General features: G+C 59.9%; 16 protein-coding genes and 3 pseudogenes. 7 read left to right on the top strand and 12 right to left on the bottom strand.

Annotated features, from left to right (window positions below; all coding sequences use genetic code 11):
- Positions 1 to 322 precede the first annotated feature (322 nt).
- A pseudogene (locus QY049_RS14660) lies at positions 323 to 1,437 on the top strand (IS630 family transposase).
- Positions 1,438 to 1,848: 411 nt separating this feature from the next.
- Here QY049_RS14660 and QY049_RS14655 read toward each other — a convergent pair.
- The 4 genes from QY049_RS14655 to QY049_RS14640 form a co-directional block, all read right to left on the bottom strand.
- Positions 1,849 to 2,643, bottom strand: a complete 795-nt coding sequence (locus QY049_RS14655; RefSeq protein ID WP_206733162.1) for a phosphosulfolactate synthase — start codon at positions 2,641 to 2,643, stop codon at positions 1,849 to 1,851.
- The gene (locus tag QY049_RS14650) at positions 2,643 to 3,920 is read right to left on the bottom strand and encodes a 2-methylaconitate cis-trans isomerase PrpF family protein (protein WP_206733161.1); all 1,278 of its coding nucleotides are present in this window, start codon (positions 3,918 to 3,920) and stop codon (positions 2,643 to 2,645) included. Before QY049_RS14650 ends, QY049_RS14655 begins: the two co-directional genes overlap by 1 nt.
- Complete coding sequence (locus QY049_RS14645) at positions 3,865 to 5,277, bottom strand: MmgE/PrpD family protein (protein ID WP_128929697.1); 1,413 nt, start codon at positions 5,275 to 5,277, stop codon at positions 3,865 to 3,867. Before QY049_RS14645 ends, QY049_RS14650 begins: the two co-directional genes overlap by 56 nt.
- 574 nt (positions 5,278 to 5,851) lie before the next feature.
- Positions 5,852 to 6,028 (bottom strand): hypothetical protein, encoded by a 177-nt coding sequence (locus QY049_RS14640; RefSeq protein WP_164933831.1) that lies wholly within the window; start codon positions 6,026 to 6,028, stop codon positions 5,852 to 5,854.
- Positions 6,029 to 6,383: 355 nt separating this feature from the next.
- On the opposite strand from QY049_RS14640, the gene QY049_RS14635 reads away from it, so the two are divergent.
- From QY049_RS14635 to QY049_RS14610, 6 genes and pseudogenes are all read left to right on the top strand, one after another.
- Positions 6,384 to 7,310 carry a tripartite tricarboxylate transporter substrate binding protein gene (locus QY049_RS14635; RefSeq protein ID WP_164933830.1) on the top strand — a complete coding sequence of 309 codons (927 nt, stop codon included), beginning with the start codon at positions 6,384 to 6,386 and terminating at the stop codon, positions 7,308 to 7,310.
- Positions 7,311 to 7,499: 189 nt separating this feature from the next.
- Entirely contained in the window at positions 7,500 to 8,300 is an 801-nt protein-coding gene (locus QY049_RS14630; protein WP_164933829.1) for an IclR family transcriptional regulator C-terminal domain-containing protein, read from the top strand.
- Between the two features lie 25 nt (positions 8,301 to 8,325).
- Positions 8,326 to 12,081, top strand: coding sequence for a hydantoinase B/oxoprolinase family protein (locus QY049_RS14625; protein WP_128958244.1), 3,756 nt, complete (start codon positions 8,326 to 8,328; stop codon positions 12,079 to 12,081).
- Between the two features lie 16 nt (positions 12,082 to 12,097).
- A complete protein-coding gene (locus QY049_RS14620; protein ID WP_128929700.1) occupies positions 12,098 to 12,799 on the top strand; it encodes a ribonuclease activity regulator RraA in 702 nt (233 codons plus the stop codon).
- Positions 12,800 to 12,845: 46 nt separating this feature from the next.
- Positions 12,846 to 14,047 (top strand): annotated as a pseudogene (locus tag QY049_RS14615) (pyridoxal phosphate-dependent aminotransferase).
- Positions 14,048 to 14,283: 236 nt separating this feature from the next.
- Entirely contained in the window at positions 14,284 to 15,630 is a 1,347-nt protein-coding gene (locus tag QY049_RS14610) for an IS5 family transposase (RefSeq protein ID WP_128929701.1), read from the top strand.
- Between the two features lie 174 nt (positions 15,631 to 15,804).
- On the opposite strand, the gene QY049_RS14605 is transcribed toward QY049_RS14610, so the two are convergent.
- The 8 genes and pseudogenes from QY049_RS14605 to QY049_RS14575 form a co-directional block, all read right to left on the bottom strand.
- Positions 15,805 to 17,214: a DUF2130 domain-containing protein gene (locus QY049_RS14605; RefSeq protein ID WP_128929702.1), complete on the bottom strand. Its 1,410-nt coding sequence runs from the start codon at positions 17,212 to 17,214 to the stop codon at positions 15,805 to 15,807.
- Positions 17,215 to 17,321: 107 nt separating this feature from the next.
- Positions 17,322 to 17,642: a hypothetical protein gene (locus QY049_RS14600; RefSeq protein WP_128929703.1), complete on the bottom strand. Its 321-nt coding sequence runs from the start codon at positions 17,640 to 17,642 to the stop codon at positions 17,322 to 17,324.
- Positions 17,643 to 17,809: 167 nt separating this feature from the next.
- Positions 17,810 to 17,989, bottom strand: a complete 180-nt coding sequence (gene tnpB / locus QY049_RS39015) for an IS66 family insertion sequence element accessory protein TnpB (RefSeq protein ID WP_128929704.1) — start codon at positions 17,987 to 17,989, stop codon at positions 17,810 to 17,812.
- On the bottom strand, positions 17,967 to 18,155 hold the full coding sequence (locus QY049_RS14595; RefSeq protein ID WP_232995589.1) for a hypothetical protein: 189 nt from the start codon (positions 18,153 to 18,155) through the stop codon (positions 17,967 to 17,969). Before QY049_RS14595 ends, tnpB begins: the two co-directional genes overlap by 23 nt.
- 65 nt (positions 18,156 to 18,220) lie before the next feature.
- Positions 18,221 to 18,319: pseudogene (locus QY049_RS14590) on the bottom strand (hypothetical protein); the annotation flags it as partial.
- Positions 18,320 to 19,439: 1,120 nt separating this feature from the next.
- Entirely contained in the window at positions 19,440 to 19,880 is a 441-nt protein-coding gene (locus tag QY049_RS14585; protein WP_128929705.1) for a VirK family protein, read from the bottom strand.
- Between the two features lie 197 nt (positions 19,881 to 20,077).
- Positions 20,078 to 21,052: an IS4 family transposase gene (locus QY049_RS14580; RefSeq protein ID WP_232995590.1), complete on the bottom strand. Its 975-nt coding sequence runs from the start codon at positions 21,050 to 21,052 to the stop codon at positions 20,078 to 20,080.
- On the bottom strand, positions 21,049 to 21,564 hold the full coding sequence (locus QY049_RS14575) for a transposase DNA-binding-containing protein (protein WP_232995591.1): 516 nt from the start codon (positions 21,562 to 21,564) through the stop codon (positions 21,049 to 21,051). Before QY049_RS14575 ends, QY049_RS14580 begins: the two co-directional genes overlap by 4 nt.
- Positions 21,565 to 21,690: the final 126 nt, after the last annotated feature.

Raw genomic sequence — 21,690 nt, 5'->3', positions numbered from 1 at the left:
CTAGTGGCTCTGCACAGTGATTTTGACGTGTTGCGCGTCCGGCGGTCAGATTAGCTCCGGCAGGCTCTTGGGATCAACGAGGACCTCGATGCCGCGGGGTATCCTTGGCTGCCGTCTGATTAGGCCAGCTCGTTCCAGAGTCAGCACCATCTGGTGAACCGAAGGCGGGCTGACGCGAAAATACTCTTGCATGTCGGTTTCCGCCGGGGCCCTGCGGTGCAGCCGCGTATAGAGGTGGATGAAGGCAAGGTATTGCCCCTGTTTGGGCGTGAAGGTTTTTGCCGAAGGACTCACGCCGGCCATCCGATTCAGTTGTACGTGCGTGCCTCGATCAAGGAAACTCAGCCAAGTCGAGCGCACCGAACTCAAGACCCTGCTCAGCGGCGGCAAGCATGCGTCCCGCAAGCTCAAGCGAGCGCAGATTTTGCTGGCTGCCGATGCCGGGGTCGGCGACGAGGAGATCGCCAGAAGTGTCGGCGTGGGCGGCTCGACCGTGTACCGGACTAAGCGACGCTTCGTGGAACGCAATCTGGAGCGGGCGCTGAGCGAAGAGCCGCGTCCCGGGGCGGAGCGCAAACTCACGGGCAAGGAAGAAGCCTTGCTGGTGGCCACCGCCTGTGCCGGTCCGCCGGAGGGCCGTGCCCGCTGGACGCTCAAGCTGCTGGCAGGTGCGCTGGTCAAGCTCACCGAGCACAAGAGCCTGTCGCACGAGACGGTTCGGCGGCGCCTGGTCGAAAATGACCTCAAACCCTGGCGCAAGGACATGTGGTGCATTCCGCAGATCGATGGCGAATACGTCGCCCGCATGGAGGACGTGCTGGATCTTTACGCCAAGCCGTCCAATCCCGAGCGGCCGGTGGTGTGCTTCGATGAAAGCCCGGTGCAGCTCATCGGCGAGGCGCGCTAGCCAATCCCGGCCGAGCCCGGGCGGCTCAAACGTTACGATTACGAGTATCGTCGCAACGGTACGGTCAGTCTCTTCGTCCTGCTTGACGTGCATCGTCCCTGGCGCAAGGTCAAAGTCACCGAGCGGCGCGCGGCAGAAGACTACGCCCAATGCATGCGCGAGCTCGTCGACATCCATTATCCGACGCCGAGACCATCCGGGTCGTCCAGGACAATCTATCGACTCATTCTGCCGGCGCCCTCTATCAGGCGTTCCCGCCTGCCGAAGCCCGACGGATCTTGCGGCGGCTCGAGTTCCACTACACCCCCAAACGCGCAAGCTGGCTCAACATGGTCGAGATCGAGATCGGCGTCTTGCGGGGACAGTGCCTCGATCGCAGGATCGATGACCCCAAGCGGCTGCGCCGCGAAATCGCCATTTGGGAACGCCAGAGGAATGCCGCACGCTCCCGCATCAAATGGATGTTCACGACAGACAGGGCCCGCGCCAAAATGGGCCGCGCCTATCCCGACACTTCCAAAGAGTCATAATAATTGTGCAGAGACACTAGTACGGCCAGCACACTATCTGGCAAACGGGGACGAACTCGCAAAAGTTCCGCAGCTGACCGCCACCCATTGCGCGCGCAGTCAAACCGGCTGGCCGCCGCAGATTCCGAGTGCGTACGTCAGATCGTGGACGGCATGCTGCGAGAGGCCAAACCCGACAATAACACGATCTACAGCCTGGCTGGCAAGGAGATAACCACAGCGCGATCTGCCGAGCTGGCGACTAAGCCTAACGCATTCAAGCGTGGAGCACGGAATGGCGGCGACGATAGAGCACGTCGCCACCTTCATGCGCCGAGGACTCGGCCCTACGTTGCAAACAACGTCAATTTCCTGCGCGCCGCATTTGCCGTCGCTGAACTTTGTTCGCAGTGATGCTGTGACTTAAGCGTATCACTCGGCGAGAATGGAATAATTGACAGCGCGACCTATCCCGCGACGCAAACCCTCCAGTCTCAGGGCCTGCCCGGGCGCGATATTGGCAAGATTGACATCCGGGCCGAAATCCTGCAGCAGGCCGACATGTTGTTTTGGGTAGCGGTACGGATCAGCCTCAATCAAAATTCGTTCGAACCAAGGCGCGGCCGCCAGCGCCTTGAGCAGATCGGGCGCGCTTTTTGCAGCCATGTCTATCTCGGACTGCTCCACGATAATATGGTCGACGCCTCGATTGGTTAACGAAGTGACGAGACCTTCAAGTTCTTCCATCCGCATCGGCTGCTCGGGGTTCTTACGCCCAAATTCGTAGATAACCGAAAGCCCAAGGCGCTGAAAGCGCTCGATGAACGAAAGACGCTCGTTGTCGTTCAGCGTGATGTAATTTTCCGAAATCTCCAGAGAAGTGAAGCCGATCGAACACAGATGACTACTGAAGCGATCGATTTCGTTGCGCTGATAAGCATATTCGAACAGAATGCCGCCTGAATAGCAGTTCACTCCCGAGTCGCGGTACAGTTTGACGATCCGCTGCACGACCGGTTTTGGCAAAAGCAGTGCGTTCATCGCATAGATCTTGGCGAAGTCGATATACTCGGCCGCGCAATCAAGCAGATCGGCCACGCCTCGCTCTCCCGTCCAACCGAAGCCGTCCGGACCGTAGTCGATAACCGCTGTCATCCCTCGCTTGCGGGGTTTCCCCTGGCGCGCGGGGGGAACAAAGCCATCGTCGTGCGATTGCATCTCACTCATCAAGCTATCTTTCTGGCCAGAGCAGCGGCCAGCTCCTCAAACTTCCGTCGGCGAATATACACGGCCCCATCCATAATGATCCGTGCCGTACGCTCGATTTGCGCGCTCTCGATGATCGGGCCACTTGCTCCCTGAGCGATACTCGAGGCTACTCGCAGCACGCCGCTCGGATGGCCAAGTCGGACGTTCTGCAACGGCTTGCCGATGGCTGCCGCAACTACCGAGTTCGGGACCGAGCAGGCCACTGCGGTACACACCGCACCGGTGACGGCGAGCGCCTTGTGGGGGCGCTGCATGGCGAGCTGCCGAACGCAGATATCGATGTCCGATGCCGCGACCTCATGGCCACCAATAGCCGAATAGGACCTCGGCGGCGAGACCATTATTACACGCGGAATGTTTGGGCTTTTGGTGCGGGCCTCGGCTTGATCTGTCACCAGACCGAGTTTAACAGCCGCCCATCCCCTAACCTGCTCCAAGCGGGACATTAGCATTTCGTTGATGCGTAGCGCGTCCGGCGACTCGGTGCCGACTGCCCCGACATCGACCGCGTTGACAAAAACGAATGGTGTGGCCGCGTCGATCAGTGACACTTCAATGGTCTTGCCATCGATCGATATAGCTTCGCGAGCGCGCCCCGTGGGCAATAGCTTGCCTGATACGGCGCCGGCACAATTGCCGAAATCTAAACGGATCGGCGCCCCCGTATCGGGCACACCGGCGATTGCGCAGTCGCCGTCTGACAGCGGCTCACCATCGCGAACCGGAATGCGGGATACCACGACCTGCCGAGTATTGGTGTTATATATCCGCACAATCGTTTCTGGCTCGACCGCATCGATCAAACCGCGACGGATAGCGAACGGCCCGACCGCGGCAAGCATGTTACCGCAGTTGCCACCTGTCGAAACCGAAGGATTATCAATGCCGACTTGGTAGAATGTATACTCGATCTCGGCATCCGGGCGCGACGACAACTTCACGACGGCGGCCTTGCTGGTCAGTGGATCTGCGCCACCGATACCATCGATCTGGCGGTCGTCCGGCGATCCATACGCCGCGAGCAGGACGGCAGCCCGTTGGACTTCATCCTGCGGCAGATCGTCGTCCAGGAACACGCCCCCCCGACTGGATCCCCCGCGCATAAATGTGCAGCGGATCGGGATTTGATCTCCGCCGCCCGCATTCATTGCGGACGGCATGACCGGATCGACGTTTGCGTTATGCTGCTCGAAGCGACGGCCCATTATCCACCACGGCAGCTTGAGGAACGACATCGGCCTTGGGTTGCTTTTCGAGCGACATCATGAGGTCGCTGATTCGACGTGCTTGCTTCTCTTCGATCACCATAGTCGTCATCGCCAAGAACTTCGCTTCCAGCTCGTCGGAGGTGAGAGGATTGGACGGTTCACCCTTCGGCTCGAGGGAGCTGCGAGTCACGACTTTGCCGTTCTTCAGCGCGATGTCGATCTGAGCCTGACGTCCGCCCAGTCCATAGGCCGCCTCCTTCTGCAACTCGATCTTCCCCATGCCCTCGTGGACAGCCGCCTGCTTGTAGCCGTCCCAATATTCCTTCAGGCCATTCTTTCCGGAGGCCAACGCCAGCGCGATGCTAAATTGCGTGCTGCCCATCGCCGCATTGAGGTTGGTAACTTTTGGCTTTGACGCCTGACGAATCGCAAGCTCGCTCATATGAACGGTAACACGATCGACATTGTCGAGACGCACGCCGTCGAGCGCGAACGCATCCTGCGCGAGGTCGATCGGGCCGTGGGCATATCGGCACGCCGCATGTGGCTTGAATCCGACTTCCATGATCGCGAAATGCTTGCCGAGGTTGTCTTGCAAGTCGTCGAGGCGGACACTGTCCGTGAAGGCATTCAAGAAGCCCTCGCGCGACTCTAGCACTTTCTTAGGACCGCTGAAGCCGCGGCTCGCCATGATCGCCGCGAGAACGCCGTTAAAGGCGGACTTACCGGGGCTAAAGGGTTTTGCCATGCAAGGATCGTCGAGATATGACTGAATGCCCGCCGACTGCATGCAAGCCAATCCGATGGCCCAGGCGATCTGTTCAGCATTGCAGCCCAGAAGCTTCGCGCACATAGCAGCAGCACCGATGGCTGAAACGGTTCCAGTCGTGTGATAACCGCGCTGGCGGTGACCGGGATTGATCGCTTTCGCGATTCGGATTGCCACGTCATAGCCTGCAACAACCGCCGTGAGGACGTCTTTACCTGAAGCGCCCGACAGTTCCGAAATTGCAAAGGCTGCCGGAACGAGAACGGAACCGGCCTTTATCAATCCAGAGCCATGCGCGTCGTCCAGCTCGATTCCGTGCCCCATCATCGCATTAACGAGCGCAGCATTGGGCGTCGGCACTTTCATGCCATGGCCAATGATGGTGCTCTGCGGCGTGCCGGCCCACTCTTTGACAAGCTCGATGACTTTATTTGCTGGCTCGCTGATAGCGGATGCAGCAATTTCATTACCAACGCCATCGCGCAGGATCAGCTTCGCCTTGTTGCTGACGTCAGCGGGAATTTCCTCGAACTTGAGCAAAGCAACGTGCTCAGCGAAACGCATCGTTAGGCCGATGAGGGCCTCAGATTGCTGGGGGGTCGACACAGAGGTCATCGAAAGGCTCCACAAAGATGATGGTAGTAGTGCATAATACTATCATTTGGCGATGTGTCAACGCTATCGGGTCTGAGCTCATGATGCGATCTCGCCCGCGGATTTCAGACGTGGCTCTGCTACAACTACTCATCTTGGCCTTTTAAGCTATCGGAACTGAACTTCCCGATGACGAAGCCATTGAAGGAGACGTCGCAAATCTAAGAAAAAGAGCGTGCGAGCGCCTTCAGGCAAGCATCGGCGGATATCGAAAGCTCCGCTGGGGCCGCTCTTTGATGCGTCGTTGCTGTGATTTTTCTGTGCGCATCCAGAAGACCCCAGATAGCGCAGGTAACGCTCGTCAGGGAGCGACGATGGCTTGCTGAGAGGCCTTCAATTCCACAGCAGCTGGTCGGCGACTCTGTTGGCTGGACGCACAAGTAGCCGCGCAGGACGTCCGAGAGCCACGCTTTGGGATCATCATCGGTCATCTTGCAGGTTCGATGATCGTGTAGACGCCCTCTAGCACGGTGATTACCGGCGTCTGAGCCGGCGAAGGTCGAGTTTCATCTGCCGGCCGACACCCTCGCGCTGTTCAGCAGCGTTGTTGGTGAGGGAAGCGGGTGAACGCGGCCCACCGGTTCAGCAGCAAGTTGATCGCTTTCGCGATGTCGGCGCGGTGCGCCGTTCGCCGGCGAATCCCTCGATCACCCCCGCGGTCGCCAGCGCAGTCGACGAACAGCTTGTCGCCGGCCGCACGCGACTGGCGCATCGCAAACCTCTCCGTCAGCATCCCGGAATTGTAGCGAGATCGTGTCGGCATCTGAGCGACCGGCGAAGAAGCTGCGCTATCGCCGCTCCTACCAACAGCGCGGAGGTCGGCATGCGCGCGAGGACTGTGCGTAATCTCGATACTTCGCTCAGCCTCTTCATCCTGGAAATGGATTCCGAGATTCTATTCTCGGGCGACGTCGGCATACCAGGGCGGGCACGGGACGACGTTTTTAGAGTTTGACGATCTCGTGCAATCTGTGCTCCACTACGTACAAATGTACGCTGAACGTACGAGCGGAGACAGCATGATTACGCGACGGTTATTCCACGTCGGCGTTATTGGGACGGCCGTCATGGCCAATGCGCCTTTTGCCCGGTCTGCCAGTTATCCGACCAGAACGATAAGGTTGGTCTGCCCATTCCCTGCCGGCGGCGTTGTCGACGTGCTGTCTCGGTCGCTAGGACAAACCCTTTCGACCGAGCTTGGCCAGACGGTGATCGTGGATAACCGCGCGGGAGCTGGGGGCATGATTGGCTCTTTAGAGGTCGCGCGCGCTAACCCTGATGGCCACACCTTGCTCTTCAATTCGTCGAGCCTTGTACAGGCGCCGGCCGTTGCCGCCCAGAAACTCTATGATGCGGTGGACGATTTCACGACGATCGGCTCGCTCGGCCGGACCGTGATGCCACTCGTGGTCCCCGCCCTGTCTCCCGCCAACACGATGGAAGAATTTGTCGCCTACGCTCGCGGCAAAAGACTTGCATACGGCACTTTTGGCGCCGGCACCACGAGCCATGCTTTTCAGCAGCTATTTTCCGACTATAACAAGCTCGAGATGGTTCATGTGCCCTACAAGGGCGAAGCGCCGATGCTCAACGATCTGTTGAGTAACCAAGTGGCCTGCGCAATGGGCACGATGAGCACGATAGCGCCTCAAATCGAGGCCCGTACGGTCAAAGCTTTGGCGATGCTATCGCCCGATGAAGTCGACGGCTTTGCAAACATTCCGACATTTAAGAACCTGGGCTATCCTGCCGAATTCGATTGGCGAGGCGGCTTCATTGGCCTGTTTGGTCCGGCAAAGCTTCCCGCGGAGATAACGGATATCCTCGAGAAGACTTTTACCAAGATCGTTTCAACCAGCGCGATGCAAAATATCATGAAGCAGAATTTCGTCGTCGGCAAGCCAAGCGTTGGTCGTGATGCCGCCTCCGAGGTCGCCGCGACGCAAGAAGCATGGACAAGTCTTGTCTCGCGGCTTGGCCTGGTTATTAACTGAAACTCAACAACCCGCCAGGAGTGAACTCCGTAATCTCGTAGAACGCCACGAGCGCAAAATGGACTTTGGCTGGTTGTCAGACGTCAGCTTCGACCCATGCAGGCACCTGCCGAATCACTGCACGCCGCAGATCGTCGTAGCCGACGCGGCAGAGACCCGGGGCTTCCGTCCAGCCGCGGAGAATGCAATATGACGAAGTTGCGAGCCGAAGACACCGAAAGACGTCAGGCAGCGGGCCGCGGGCCCGATTTCCTCGAAGTGCTATCGCGCAGCCTGAGCGTCATCGAGACACTTGGCAATCATCGCGAGCCTCCGACTATCAGCGATCTGGCAAGGGCGACGGATCTTCCCAAGCCGAGCGTCCGCAGGATCCTGCACACCCTGACCACGCTTGGCTATGCAGAGACTTCGGGTCGTACTTTCAGGCTGACGCCAAAGGTCGTCCGTTTTGCGACGTCCTACCTTGCGAGCGGCGGTCACGCCCAGGTGCTGCAGCCTGCCTGTGAAGAGCTCTCGCGGATCACAGGACAATCCTGTCTGGTCGGCGTCCTCGACGGCGCAGAGGTGCTCGTCGTCGCCTACACGATGCCCGAACAACTGATGTCGCGATCGCTAGGGGTGGGCACGCGGTTTCCCGCCTACTGCACCGCGGCCGGTCGCGTGCTGCTGGGCCAGAAGACCGAAAACGAGCTCACCTCCTACTTGGCGAAACTGAAGCCGGTCGCACAGACAGAGGCGACGCAGACCGATAAAGCAGTCATCAAGTCCGAGATCATGGCCGCGCGCAAACGCGGCTACAGCGTGATGGAAGACGAGTTCGTCATGGGATGGCGCACAGTTGCGTTCCCTTTGTATCGGCACGACGGCTCGATCTTCGGAACGCTTAATCTCAACTGCAAAAAATCGCCTACGCTGACCAATGACGAATTCGACCGCTTCGTCGGATTGTGCGGACGGAAAGCGGAATCATTGAAGTCGCTTCTCATATGAGCACCGGATCTGTCGGAGACATTCCTTGACCAAGAAGATCGAAACCCGCCTTGCCATTGACATCGGCGGCACGTTCACCGACGTGGTGCTCGATGGCCCCTTCGGCAGGGTCACCCGCAAGGTCCTCACTACGGTTGCGCAGCCCGAGGTCGGGTTGATGAACGGCGCGAAGCAGCTTCTCGCGACGGTCAACCTCGACTTCTCGAAAGTCGACGTCTTCATCCATGGCACGACGCTTGCGACGAACGCGGTGCTCGAACGTAAAGGCGCGAAGACGGCACTAATCGCGACCGCTGGCTTCCGCGACGTGTTGGAAGTCGGCAGTGAGGGGCGTTACGACCAGTACGATCTGCAACTAACCAAGCCTCTGCCGCTGATACCCAGAGAGCGCCGCTACACCGTGGCCGAGCGCATCGACGCAAAGGGCGACGTCAAGCTCGAACTGGATCTCGCGGAGCTCGCCGAAATCGTCAACAAACTCAGGAAAAGCCTTGTCGAGAGCGTGGCGATCGCTTTCCTGCATTCATATGCGAATTCGGAGCATGAACGGAAGGCCGCGCGCTTCCTCGCCGGGCAGATGCCCGACCTGTCGATCACAATGTCGTCCGACGTCTGCCCGGAAATCCGGGAGTACGAACGCACGTCAACAGCGGCCGCCAACGCCTACGTGAAGCCGCTCATCAACGGCTATCTTGAAAGGATGGAGGCGGCGCTCACGGCAGCGGGCTTCACCGGTCGGCTTTTCCTAGTGACGTCCGGAGGCGGTCTGACTTCCATCGAGACCGCCAAACGCTATCCGATCCGGCTGGTCGAGTCCGGCCCCGCGGGCGGAGCGATCTACGCCGCACAGCGCGCCCGCAGGCTTGGGGACAAGCGGGTCGTCTCTTTCGATATGGGCGGTACGACCGCAAAGGTCTGCCTAATTCAGGACGGCGAGCCGGTCACCGCCAACTCGTTCGAGGTCGACCGGACGCACCGCTTTATGAAGGGCAGCGGGCTGCCGCTGCGGATCCCAGCCGTCGAGCTCGTCGAGATCGGAGCGGGCGGCGGATCCATCGCAGGCGTCGACCGGCTCCGCAGGGTCACCGTCGGTCCGCAGAGCGCGGGCTCGCAGCCGGGGCCGGCCTGTTACCCGGGTGGTGGGTCCGGGGCGACAGTGACCGACGCCGACCTCGCGCTAGGGCTCTTGGATCCCGGCGCGTTCGCGGGCGGACGAGTTCAACTCGATCCGCAGGCAGCCTCCCGTGCGCTCGACGCCGCCGTTGGCAAGAAGCTCGGCCTTTCGAGCAAAACGGCGGCCTTCGCCATCACCGAGACCGTGTGCGAAAGCATGGCGAGCGCGGTCCGCGTGCACGCAGCCGAACGCGGCGAGCCCATCGCCGACTATACGATGATCGCATTCGGCGGTGCGGCCCCACTGCACGCCGCTTGGGTTGCCGAGAAGGTCGGCATCCGCAAGGTGGTCGTGCCGCGCAACGCGGGCGTCGGCTCGGCGGTCGGATTCCTAGAGGCGCCGATCTCCTTTGAACTGATCCGGAGCAAGCACGTCAATCTCGCTTCCGTCGATCCAGCCGAGATCGGCGCTTTTCTCGACGCCTTGGCGGCCGACACCATCGCCCTGGTGAAGACCGAGGGCGCAGAGCTCGTCGAGCGTTGCGTGGCGCACATGCGCTACGTGGGCCAGGGTCATGAAATCTCGGTTGTCCTGCCGGACCGGTCCAAGCCTCTGACGGGCACCGTGCTGCGCGAATGGTTTGAGGATCTCTACGGACGCCTCTTCACCCGGTTCATTCCGGGCGCTGCCATCGAGGTCCTGAGCTGGTCGGTGACTGTCTCGACGACGCGCAAATCCGTCGAACCGACAGCTCTCATTTGGAACATCGGCGAGCCATCGGATGCAGGCGTGCGCGAGGTCTTTGATGGCACGGCCTCGAAGTCCATCGTTGTCCCCGCCTACAATCGTTCGCAGATGGCAAATGGATTGACCATCCGCGGCCCGGCACTCATCGTGGAGGACGAGACCACGACCTTCATCACATCACGCTTCTCCGCCTCCATCGACGGGGACGGCAGCATCGTCATGCAGCGGATCGCCGCCTCGGAACAGGCGGTCGAAACCCGAAATCTAAATTCCGCGATCCACCATCAAGTCCTCTGGAATCGTCTGCTGGCCCTCGTTGAGGAGCAGGCGCAGATTCTGATCCGCACCGCCTTCAGTCCACTAGTCCGCGCCTGCGGCGACGTCTCGGTCGGCGTATTCGACCTTTACGGCCGGATGTTGGCGCAGGCCGTGACCGGCACGCCGGGCCACGTGAACACGATGGCAGAGTCCGTGAAACACTTTCTGGGTCGCTTTCCGACCACAACGATGAAGCCGGGCGACGCCTATATCACCAACGACCCGTGGCTCGGAACCGGCCACCTCAACGACTTCGTCGTTGTCACGCCTTGCTTCCACAAAGACAAGTGTGTCGCTCTGTTCGCCTGCACCAGCCATCTCATGGACATTGGCGGGCTGGGCGCGGGGACTGAAGCTCCGGACGTATTTGCGGAAGGTCTCTACATTCCGTTGATCAAGCTAATCGACGCCGGCACGGTCAACGAGACGCTCATGGCGGTGATCGAAGCTAACACGCGGCTTCCGGTCGACACCATCGGGGATACCTACTCGCTCGCGGCGTGCAACGATGTCGGCGTCAGGCGGCTTCAAGAGACAATGACAGAGTTTCGCCTCGATGATCTTTCGGAGCTCGCCGACTTCATTCTCGAGCGCTCCCGCCAAGCGGTGCTTAAGGAGATCGTGTCGCTTCCGAAGGGAACTTGGAGAAACGAGATGATCGTCGACGGCTACAACGAGCCGCTGACGCTCCGGGCCGCACTGACGATTAACGAGGACGGCATCGTTGTCGACTTTGCCGGCAGCGCCCCCGCGGTGATTAAGGGCATCAACGTTCCCTTGACTTACGCGACCGCCTACACGTCCTTCGCCATCAGTTGCGCCATCGCTGACGACATTCCCAACAATGCCGGATCTCTGTCCCTGTTGAAGGTCCTCGCGCCGGAGGGTTGCATCGTCAACGCCAGGAAGCCCTCGCCCGTCGGAGCGCGGCACGTGATCGGCCAGATGCTGCCGGATCTGGTGTTTGGCTGCCTCTTGCAAATCCTGCCGGAGCGCATCCCCGCCGAGGGCAGTTCGTGCATGTGGAATATCGCACTGCGCGGGACCTTCACAGTCGGAGAGCGCAAGGGGCGCAACTACTCGTTGACGGTTACCACCAGCGGCGGTATGGGAGCCCGCTTCACAAAGGACGGCTTGTCGGCGACAGCGTTCCCAACGGGCATCCAGTGCATGCCAATCGAGATCGCGGAAACGCAGATCCCCTTCGTGTTCTGGCGCAAGGAGCTCCGCATAGACAGCGGCGGTCCGGGGCGCACGCGCGGTGGTCTCGGCCAAATCATCGAGGTCGAGAACGCCGACGGCACCGCGTTCCGGCTCAGCGCCGCCTTCGAGCGCGTCAAGAATCCGGCGCGAGGACGCCTGGGCGGCGAGAACGGCGGGGCGGGCTATGTCGGCCTCGCGTCCGGACGGCCGATCGCCGGCAAGGGGCTTCAGACGATCGAGGCGGGCGACCGGCTGGTGATCCATACGCCCGGCGGTGGTGGTCTCGGCAACCCGAAGGAACGACCGGCGGCGTTGATCGAGAGGGACGTCTTCGAAGGACGTCTGTCGCAGGAAGCGGCCGCTCGTCTTTACGGCCACCGCGACCGCGAAGCTTCATGATCGAAAGAGAGCGGCGATGACGAATATTTCGACTGAGGCCCTGCTAACCCTCGAAAAGACGGCCGTCGCGACCGTCTCGACTGTCCTTCGGCAGAAGGGCTTCGCCCGTGTCTCGCTGCGCGGACCGCGGGCGCTGGTGGAAGGGCAGAAGCGCATCGCGGGGCCGGCCTACACGATGCGTTTTGTGCCGGCGCGCGAAGATATCACGACGACCATGGCCGTAGCCGGCCCCACGTCGCCGCGCACGGTCATGGAGAAGATTCCCGCCGGCGCCGTGGTGGTCGTGGATGCGATGGGGCTGCGGTCGGCCGGCGTGTTCGGCGACATCATCTGCGCTCGGATGCAGACGCGAGGCATCGCAGGTCTTGTCACCGACGGAGCGATACGCGACCTCGTCGGCATGAAGAAACTCAATTGGCCGATCTGGGCGGACGGCACCACCGCGCCGCCCTCGCCGTCCGAGTTCTTCTGTGCCGACACGCAGGTCGCGGTGGCGTGCGGCGGCGTTACGATATTTCCCGGCGACATCGTGGTTGCGGACGACGACGGTGCCGTCGTCGTGCCGGCCGCGATCGCAGAAGCCGTTGCGGTCGAAGCCTTCGAGAAAGATCGCTTCGAGGAGTGGGTCTACGATCAGGTGAAGGCGGGAGCATTGCTCGACGGTCTATATCCACCGAACGATGCGACCAAGGAACGCTACGCGAAAGAGAGGCGCTGATTCTATCGTCAGCGCCCTAATCAAAGGATTTTTCCAGGAAAGCAAGATGTCATTCGTGTCCGACGCGCTCGAGCGCATTCAACCCTCCGCCACTATCTTCGTCACGCGCAAGGCGCGCGAACTGAAGAAATCCGGCTGTGATGTCGTCTTCCTCTCCGTCGGGGAGCCCGACTTCGATACGCCGGACAACATCAAGGAGGCCGCCAAGGCGGCGATCGATAGGGGCGAGACCAAGTACCCAGGTACGCCCGGCGTGCCGGCGCTGCGGGAGGCAGTTGCCGCGAAGTTCAAACGGGAGAACGGGATCGACTACAAGCCGAGCGAAACCATCGTCGGGACGGGTGGCAAAAACGTGATCTTCAACGCGCTCCTTGCGACGCTCAACAAGGGCGACGAGGTCATCATTCCCGCGCCGTATTGGGTCAGCTATCCGGATCTCGTCCTGTTTGCTGGCGGCAGGCCAGTTTTGTGCCAACTTGTCTGTCTGACGGTTTCAAGGTGACCGCGGCGGCGCTCGAGGCGGCCATTACACCGCGCACGAAATGGCTGATTCTGAACTCGCCGTCGAACCCGACCGGTGCCGCCTACAGCGGCGATGAATTGAAGGCTCTTTCCGAGGTGCTGGTCCGGCATCCGCACGTATGGACGCTGTCGGACGACATCTATGAACATCTCACCTACGGCAATTTTGTCTTTACCACCATGGCGCAGGTCGAGCCGGCTCTCCGCGACCGAGTCCTCACGGTCAATGGCGTCTCGAAATCCTACGCGATGACCGGTTGGCGCATCGGTTACGCGGGTGGGCCCGAGAGGCTGATCAAGGAGCTCGAAAAGCTGCAGAGCCAGCAGACGTCGGGTGCCTGCTCGATCGCGCAATGGGCGGCTGTCGAAGCGCTAAACGGCCCGCAGGATTACATTGCCAAGAGTCGTTCTGTCTTCAAGGAGAGGCGCGATCTCGTCGTGTCGTTGTTGAACGAGGCGGATCATCTCAAATGCCCGGTTCCCGACGGGGCCTTCTACGTCTACCCGTCCTGTGCAGACGCGATCGGAAGGAGCACCCGCTCCGGTAAGTTCCTCCGGAACGACGAGGATTTTGCCGCGGCACTCCTCGAGGAGGAAGGCGCCGCGGTCGTGCATGGCGCCGCGTTCGGCCAGGGGCCGAATTTCCGATTGTCTTATGCGACCTCGACCGAGGTTCTCCTTGATGCCTGTGCACGCATTCAGCGGTTCTGCTCAGGGCTCAAGTAGGTCGGTTGTTGCGGGCGCCCAGGGTACGCACCTCAAGCCGCTACTCGCGCAGTTCGTCGCAAAAGTTAGTCGTCCGTGAAGAGCGGCTAAACGACTGAGCTGGGATCGCATTATTCGTTGTTGCCTGTTTTGGGATTGCAGGGTTTTGATGCTTCGGGCATCGGAACCCTGCAATTTCGTTTTGAGGATTCCATCGAATCGCCAGTCATGATTCCGTCCTCGCATCGGAGGTGGCGATGCGACCGAAGAAGCCCAAAGCGACGGGATCGGGCGATCTGTTCCGGGCCAGGCTGGACCAGATCATCAACATGAAGCACGAGCTGGTTCAGCTCGCCGGCAAGGTCGACTGGGACTGGATCGACGGCGAGATCGCGCCGCTCTACAGCGAGAACGGTCGGCCGGGCATCGCGACCCGCTTCATGATCGGGCTCTTGCTGCTCAAGCACATTTACGGCCTGTCCGATGAGGGGGTGTGCGAGCGCTGGGTCCACGACCCGTATTTCCAGTACTTCACCGGCGAAGAGTTCTTCCAGCACGCCTTCCCGCACGAGCGCTCGGACCTGAGCCACTGGCGCAAGCGGCTCGGCGACAAGCTGGAGCTGCTGTTGGCCGAGAGCCTGCGGGTGGCGCACGAGGCCGGCGCGTTACGCAGCCAGGACCTCAAGCGGGTCACAGTCGACACCACGGTGCAGCCAAAGGCCATCACCTTCCCGACCGATGCCAAGCTGCTGCACGCGGCAATCAAGGGGCTCAACCGCCTGGCGAGGAAGCACGGGGTCAAGCTGCGGCAGTCCTATCTTCGCATTGCCAAGACCGCGGCGATGATGGCGGGACGCTACGCCCACGCCAAGCAATTCAAGCGGCATCAGCGGCAGTTGCGCATCCTGCGCAGCCGGTTGGGCCGGATCATCCGCGATATCCGCCGCAAGATCGAAGGTCAGGCCGTGCTCGAGAACGCCTTCGCCCTGCCGCTCGGCAGGGCCTCGCAGATCCGCTCGCAGCAGCAGCGCCAGCGCGGCTGGAAGCTGTATTCCTTCCATGCTCCAGAGGTCGAGTGCATCGGCAAGGGCAAGGCCGCCGCACCCTACGAGTTCGGTGTCAAAGCCTCCATCGTCACCAACAACCGCCGTGCTCCAGGCGGCCTGTTCGTGCTGCACGCCAGGGCGCTACCCGATAACCCGTACGACGGTCACACCTTGCGGGACGTCATCGACCGCACCGAGACACTCACCGGCTGTGCGATCGAGCGGGCCTATGTCGACAAGGGATACCGCGGCCATGACGCGCAAAATCCTCGTCGCGTCTTCATTTCCGGCCAGAAGCGCGGCGTCTTCGGTGTCATCAAGCGCGAGTTGCGCCGCCGCTCCGCCATCGAGCCCATCATCGGACACCTGAAGACCGATGGTCACCTCGGCCGATGCTACCTCAAAGGCCGCCCCGGCGATGCGGCTAACGTCATCCTCTCCGCCGTCGGTCACAACTTCCGCCGGGTCCTCGCCTGGCTGAGGGCTCTTTGGTGCCTGATCCTGACCACCTTCATCGCGGCCGCCAGCGACCGCTCATCGCTACAATCGGCTTCTTAACGGACGACAAGTTAAGGACAATGTGATTGCGACCGCGCCGCCGGCCGCCATTGCGGCAATCGTCGCCTTGTTTTTGGTCATATCTTCGGCTAACGGCCCGCCTTCTTCAGTCAGGCCGTGACATCGTGAATTCGAAAACACGATTTTACGCGCAGACTCAATACTTCGACCGCCTCACTCCGCGGCTTCGGCAGGCGCGCTCTTAAGCTCCGCAAATTTCGCAGCCATTGTCGGATTGCCCCGAGTTAGCTTCTTAATCGTCACGTCCTGTGCCTTGTCATTGGCAAGACGCAGGTTGCGATCCGCACCGATCAAGGCATCCTTCGTCTTCTGCAGATGATCGATCGACTTGTCGATCTCCGTAAGAGCCGTCTGAAAGTGCCGGGAAGCAAGATCATAGTTCTTTGAGAATGCGGTTTTGAACGATTCGAGCTGGTTCTCAAACTGGGTTATATCGACATTCTGCGCTTTCACGAGCGCAAGCTCGGTTTTGTACTTCAGCGAATTGACTGCCGCGTTCCTTAGGAGCGTAATCATAGGCAGGAAGAACTGCGGCCGGATGACATACATTTTTGGGTAGCGGTGGAAGACGTCGACGATGCCGGCATTGTAAAGCTCGTTGTCCGGTTCAAGCAATGAGACCAAGATAGCGTACTCGCAGCCCTTCTCGATGCGATCCCGGTCAAGTTCTTTGAGAAAGTCTTCGTTTTTGCTTTTCGTCGCGGTCTTATCGCTCTCGTTCTTCATCTCGAACATGATCGAAATGATTTCAGTGCCTGCCTCGTCCGAGTCGCGGAAAATGTAATCGCCCTTGCTGCCGGTCCGCGCGTCGTTGTCCTTCTCGAAATAAGCGCGCGGAAAAGCCATCGACCGGACCCGGTTAAACTCAGTCTCGCAGTGTTGCTCGAGGGTCTCGCCCACCATCTTGGTCGAGAGGCGGGCCTTCATATCCTTGAGACGCTCGATGGCGTCGTCGCGATCTTTGATCTGGGTTTCGTACTTATCCTTCAACGATTGCTCGGAGAGCTGCTTTTCGAGCTGTACTCGACTGATGCCGCTTTTCAGCTCATCACGCTCTTTTTCGAGGGCACCTACCGCTTCAGTCACGGCGAGCTTCTTCTCAAGCTCAACTGCCTGAACCTTCGCCTTCAGATCCTGGATCTCCCTTTCCTTGGCAGTAGCAATCTTGTGCTGCTCGCTCGCCAGGAGCGCGTCAGCAAGCTCCGAGGCCGCCTTCTTTTCGCGCTCGGACTCAGCTAGCGCGTTCGCGAGTCTATCCCGCTCCTTTTCGACGGCGCTGAGCGCTTCAGCAACCGCGAGCTTCTGGGCAACGCCGCTCCCCTCAAGCTTGGACTTTAATTCCTGGATTTCAGCGTCCTTAGCAGCCGTGGTCTTCTGCAGATCGCTGCTTACCTGGGCCTTGGCCAATTCAACGGCGCTCTGCTTGTCACGCTCGGCCAGCTCCAACCGTTCGTGGAGCTGCTGAGCGAAATCCGCGTCACGGACTTGCTTCAGGATGTCCGCGTAACCGGCTTCATCAACCTTGAAGGCCTTGTCACAGTGGGGACAGATGATCTCGTGCATGGTTCCTGGCCGGATCGTGGCGCTGCTGTTGTCATTGAAAAGGGACGGACCGGCAGAATCGGACCCCAGGAGAACAAAATTAGAACGAGCGAACTTGGAACGTCAAGTCAAGCCCAGCAAGTTCTGGGCGCTTTGCTTGGACTATCCCCCGCTTTCATGAACGCCATAGGTCGGCCCAGATCACGACATTCGCTTTGATGACCACCAGTGCTCATGTCAATCAGAGTGTCCATTCCGAATCGTCCTTGCGGCAGGGCGGTATTGATCCCGACTGTGTTCGCGTCGCTGCTTTGCGCCGCGCTAAAACACGACACGGCCACGCTCCCCTCCGGCCAGCGCATCCAGATCGACCTTCGCCTGGCGGCACGAGCATCGACAATAAGTACGCCTCGATCGCGCGGATCGTCGCGCAGCGCCGCGATGCTCATGCGCTATTTCGAGCATATCGCGGCCGCGCCTGCTACGTTCAAAGTAGCTTTCGAGTCATTCTGCCGCAGTTGTCCCGCCGCCTGCGGGCGCCGTGCTTCTTCCGGACGGACTAACCTCCAATCCAGCCCCTCGAAAAAGGCCGCGAACATCGCCCGCGACATCCGCATCACGCCGTCCGCAATCGTTGGCCTCGGTTCGATCGGAACACGAAGGCCGCGCCGAGGAACGGGTCGAGACGAAGCATCTCCTGCACCTCCGTCGCAAGCCCATCATGGCCGCCGCGGAAGTCGATCGGCCGCGTTGCAAATCCGCACCAGCCGCGATCATCGTGACGCTCGCACCGCACGGATTACCCGGGACAGCTGCTCGGCATCAATGGCCATATCCGTCCGCAGCACGACATCGCCGATCGCGATCTCAAGCTTGATCGCCGGAACCTGACGCTCCTCCAACGCACCTTCCACGACCAGCGGCGCGAATGTCGGCTGCGACGCTTCGCACGGCGGCAACATGTCTCGCTGTCGCAACCCCCTCGCCAATCGTAGATCTGCCAGCGCGTCGCTCCGTGCTTGCGCGCCACCTCGGACACCTGAGCACCGGGCAACAGACTCTCGGCGACGATCCGAGCTCTCTCTGTCGCGCGGCGATCAGGGTGGATGGCGCCACCACCGTGCATTCGTGGCCGAGCGATTGGATCAGACGATAAAGGCCATGGCCCGTCGGGCCGGCCTCGTAACAGAAGTGGATGCGATTAAACCGGCTGGCGAATCCACACTATAATACAATACGGCGCACGTTAACGTCCGAAGCATCGACTTCACCGAAGAAGCGAACCCCTCCCTCCCAGCCTGCCTCCGCAATCGCGACGGCATTTCTCAGTTTGGCGACACGATTCCAACAAATGCTTCCCTATAATCCGCCACGGCGCCTCGGCTCGGACCTAAGCAACCTCGGACACGCAGTGTAGGGCGAACGACCCCACCGGCAGAGACGGACATGCGGTCTTACAATCAATTCCTGCCATGACGATGAGATCAATCTATTCCTTTACCGCTTGGAGCGATGAGGCCGGCTTCGACCAGCAGTTTTCCCCGAGAGAGTTCCATCACCCATGTCGTGAGCCTGACTACCATCTCGGGATATATACTCCTGCGAACGTTTAGCATGGCGCCTTGCGCCGCCTAGTGCAAGGCGCACTGGCCCGGCACTCGCGACGTTCTGACCACAACGTTCTGCGTAAGCGGCCCCCCTAGTGTCGGCACGCCCCCGGGTAACTGTTGCAAACATACTGGCCAAATGGATATGGAGCAAGATCTTCACATCCATTAGGGTCGCCGACGCAAGGACTTGATGGTCCGGCTCCGAGTGCATCGGCGTTGAGATGCTGTCTTGCGACGTAGACGAAAGACGTCGCCGCCAGCGCGAGGGCGAGGACGATCGCCGATATAATCCAAACGTTCTTCATTCCAGCCGTAACTTCCTTAGGTTGACTCGGTGACGCTTAGCCAAATGGTAACAACGCGGAGCTCAACTCGAGCGCAATTGAGCTTTCATTTCTTGGCTGCTCCACACCTCGGCCTTTGTGATGGCGAGGCTCTTCGCGTCTCCGGCTTGCGACCAGTCAGCGGCAGTCGACTCCGAACGGGTAAGTCGAGCTGCAAACCACGTTCTCATCTGCTCCGGTCAGCAAATCTCTTGAGATCGCGCCGATCACGATCTCTGTTGCGCTTCTTTGCTGACGCCCCGGGTGGCCGATGCCGAACGGCAGCTCGGCCCCTCGACGGCGGCTATTGCCCTTACCAAAGGAACTTCGCGCCGTCTGGCAGCTCGCAGACAAATTCACCCTGGATCACGGCTTCGGCCGCGCCAGCAACCAACTTTGAGGCCTTTACCTTGAGCTTGCCTTCGCGGTTAAGGCTGTGGCGGATGTATTCGGTAACAGGGTGTCCTGAGTCGTCCAAGGTTTGATGCACATTGGCGAAGCTGATTCCGTTCTGCGCGCTAACCCTGAAGGCGCTGATAATCAGACCACCTTGCATGGCTGGTCCGGGCTGACCGCCATCAACGGTTGTGCAACGATCGAGATCTAGTATTAGCGTTACTACCTTGCCGGCCCGCAGGGCACTTAGCACGTCTACATATTTTGCAGAAGGCTCGCCGGCCTTCGCTGTCGTGCTTACGCTTGCCACTAAAAGCAAGGAAGACAGTCTCGTTAGACATGTGATATTGAGCCGCATATGCTCTTCTCCAATACAAGACTCACATACGTAGCAGTACCCGTCTCGTCTCGTGCTCGGAGACTTTGGCGGGCACCGAACGTCAGGCGAACGTCGCCGTTGCGATAAACAGCATGCGCTACTACCGTACGCAAGTGGTTGCGAACGCAAACCTAACGTCACAATCTCGTATGTAAGGTACGCATACGACGAAGCTTTCAATTACCCACATTTCCAGCCGCTGCAATTTCGGCACCGAGTTTGATATCTGTGAGTCTCGAGAGACAGCGCCAGATGACAACATTTCCCGGTGGCGGATCGGCTGCCCGGGCCAAGTAGCCCCCTAATCGTGCAAGTTTGGTAAGATAAAATGCAAGGGTTCCAGGCCGACATCGTCGATGGCTGGCGCCGCTGATGAGTTGATCGAGCAATGCGATCTCGGTGTCTGTCAGTGCGAGCTTCGGTGACGCGTTTGGGGCGAGGCGATTGAGCATGGTGAGCCAGAGGACGCGCCAGCTGAGAATGCAGAAGACTGCCATTAGATTGGCAAGTCGCTCCGCGGTCCGGAGTTTTGAGTCTTCCGCCTTACAACCCGATTTCAGGATCTTGTGGAACGCCTCGATTTTCCACCGCATGGCGTACCAGTTGATCTTCTCGATTGCCTCCGAGCGCCTGCGGACGGCTAGGTCCGTGATGAGCTTCCACTCAATCGGTTTACGGCCCTTTGGCGTACCGCGCTCAGTGGCATGGATTATAGTAAGGTCGAGGGCTGGATAATGTTTCTGCTTCCCGATGGGAGGCAAGACCGCGATCCGCTTGAACTTGATTTCCAGCGCGGCCTTCGTCGTCTCGCCCTTGTCGTTGCGCACGTCGATGTAATGCAAGCCTTTGACGCTGGTCTCTTCCATCTCGGTTGCAATCGTATGACCGCCATCGCCTGCCAGCCGATCGACGCAGGCGCGGACAAGGAAGTGAGCGCCAAGCTCTTGCGTCAGGCAATACAATTCGTCGATGTCGCTTTCACGGTCACCGATATGAATGCAACGCTCCGGCTGTCGGAGCCGCTCGATCGATTGCCTGAGATTGTCGAGCCAGCGAACGCTCTCCTTCTTCTCGATCGGAACGCGGGTCGGGTTGATCTTCTTCTTGAGCTGCGCCCTGCCTTTGAACTTTTTTCGTGTCCAGAACTTCACCGCCGCCAATCCCAGCGGCAAGCCTCGACAGTCACAGCGAGACTGGAATGCATCAGCATTCCGCAGACCGTGTGATGGCGCCAACGACCGTCCTTGTTCCGACCGCTGTTGACGCTCTTGGTTAGGCCAATGGCGCTCGTGTTCGCGCGTTGATAGGAGAATTCCGTCGTGTCCTGAATGAGGAGAATTGGGCCTGTACAATCATCGTAACGTGCGCGTGTGGCGGCGAAGTGGCCGCTGAGGATGTCGGCTTCCTCCACGCGCTCGTTGGCGAAGAAGCGGTAGGCCGCCTTCGTGTTCGCCCAGTCCTGACGCGCGAACGGTATGCTCCCGCCCATACCGTCACCAATTTGCTTCAACAGCTCGCCAAATCGTTGACCAAGACGAGCATCCTTGAAAGCTGTCTTGTCGATCTCGCGCTCCGTCCAGTGTTCGACGGCGCTTTCATCACCATCATCCTGGCGACCATCCGGGCCGGCCGACCAACGAGATGTCGTTCCACTTGAACACATCAAGGCACCTCGCCGTCGCGATTCAGGTGCTCGACAATGAATCACAAGCGATTCATCCGATTCAAGATTTTTCGATCAGGGCTACCGCAATCGAATAAAGCATTCGTGGGTAATTGAAAGACGACG

The sequence above is a fragment of the Bradyrhizobium sp. WYCCWR 13022 genome (genome assembly GCF_030435535.1).
In the GTDB taxonomy this organism is placed as follows: Bacteria; Pseudomonadota; Alphaproteobacteria; order Rhizobiales; family Xanthobacteraceae; genus Bradyrhizobium.
Note: the sequence above shows the minus strand (reverse complement) of the source record. Positions and strands in the feature narration are given on the sequence as shown.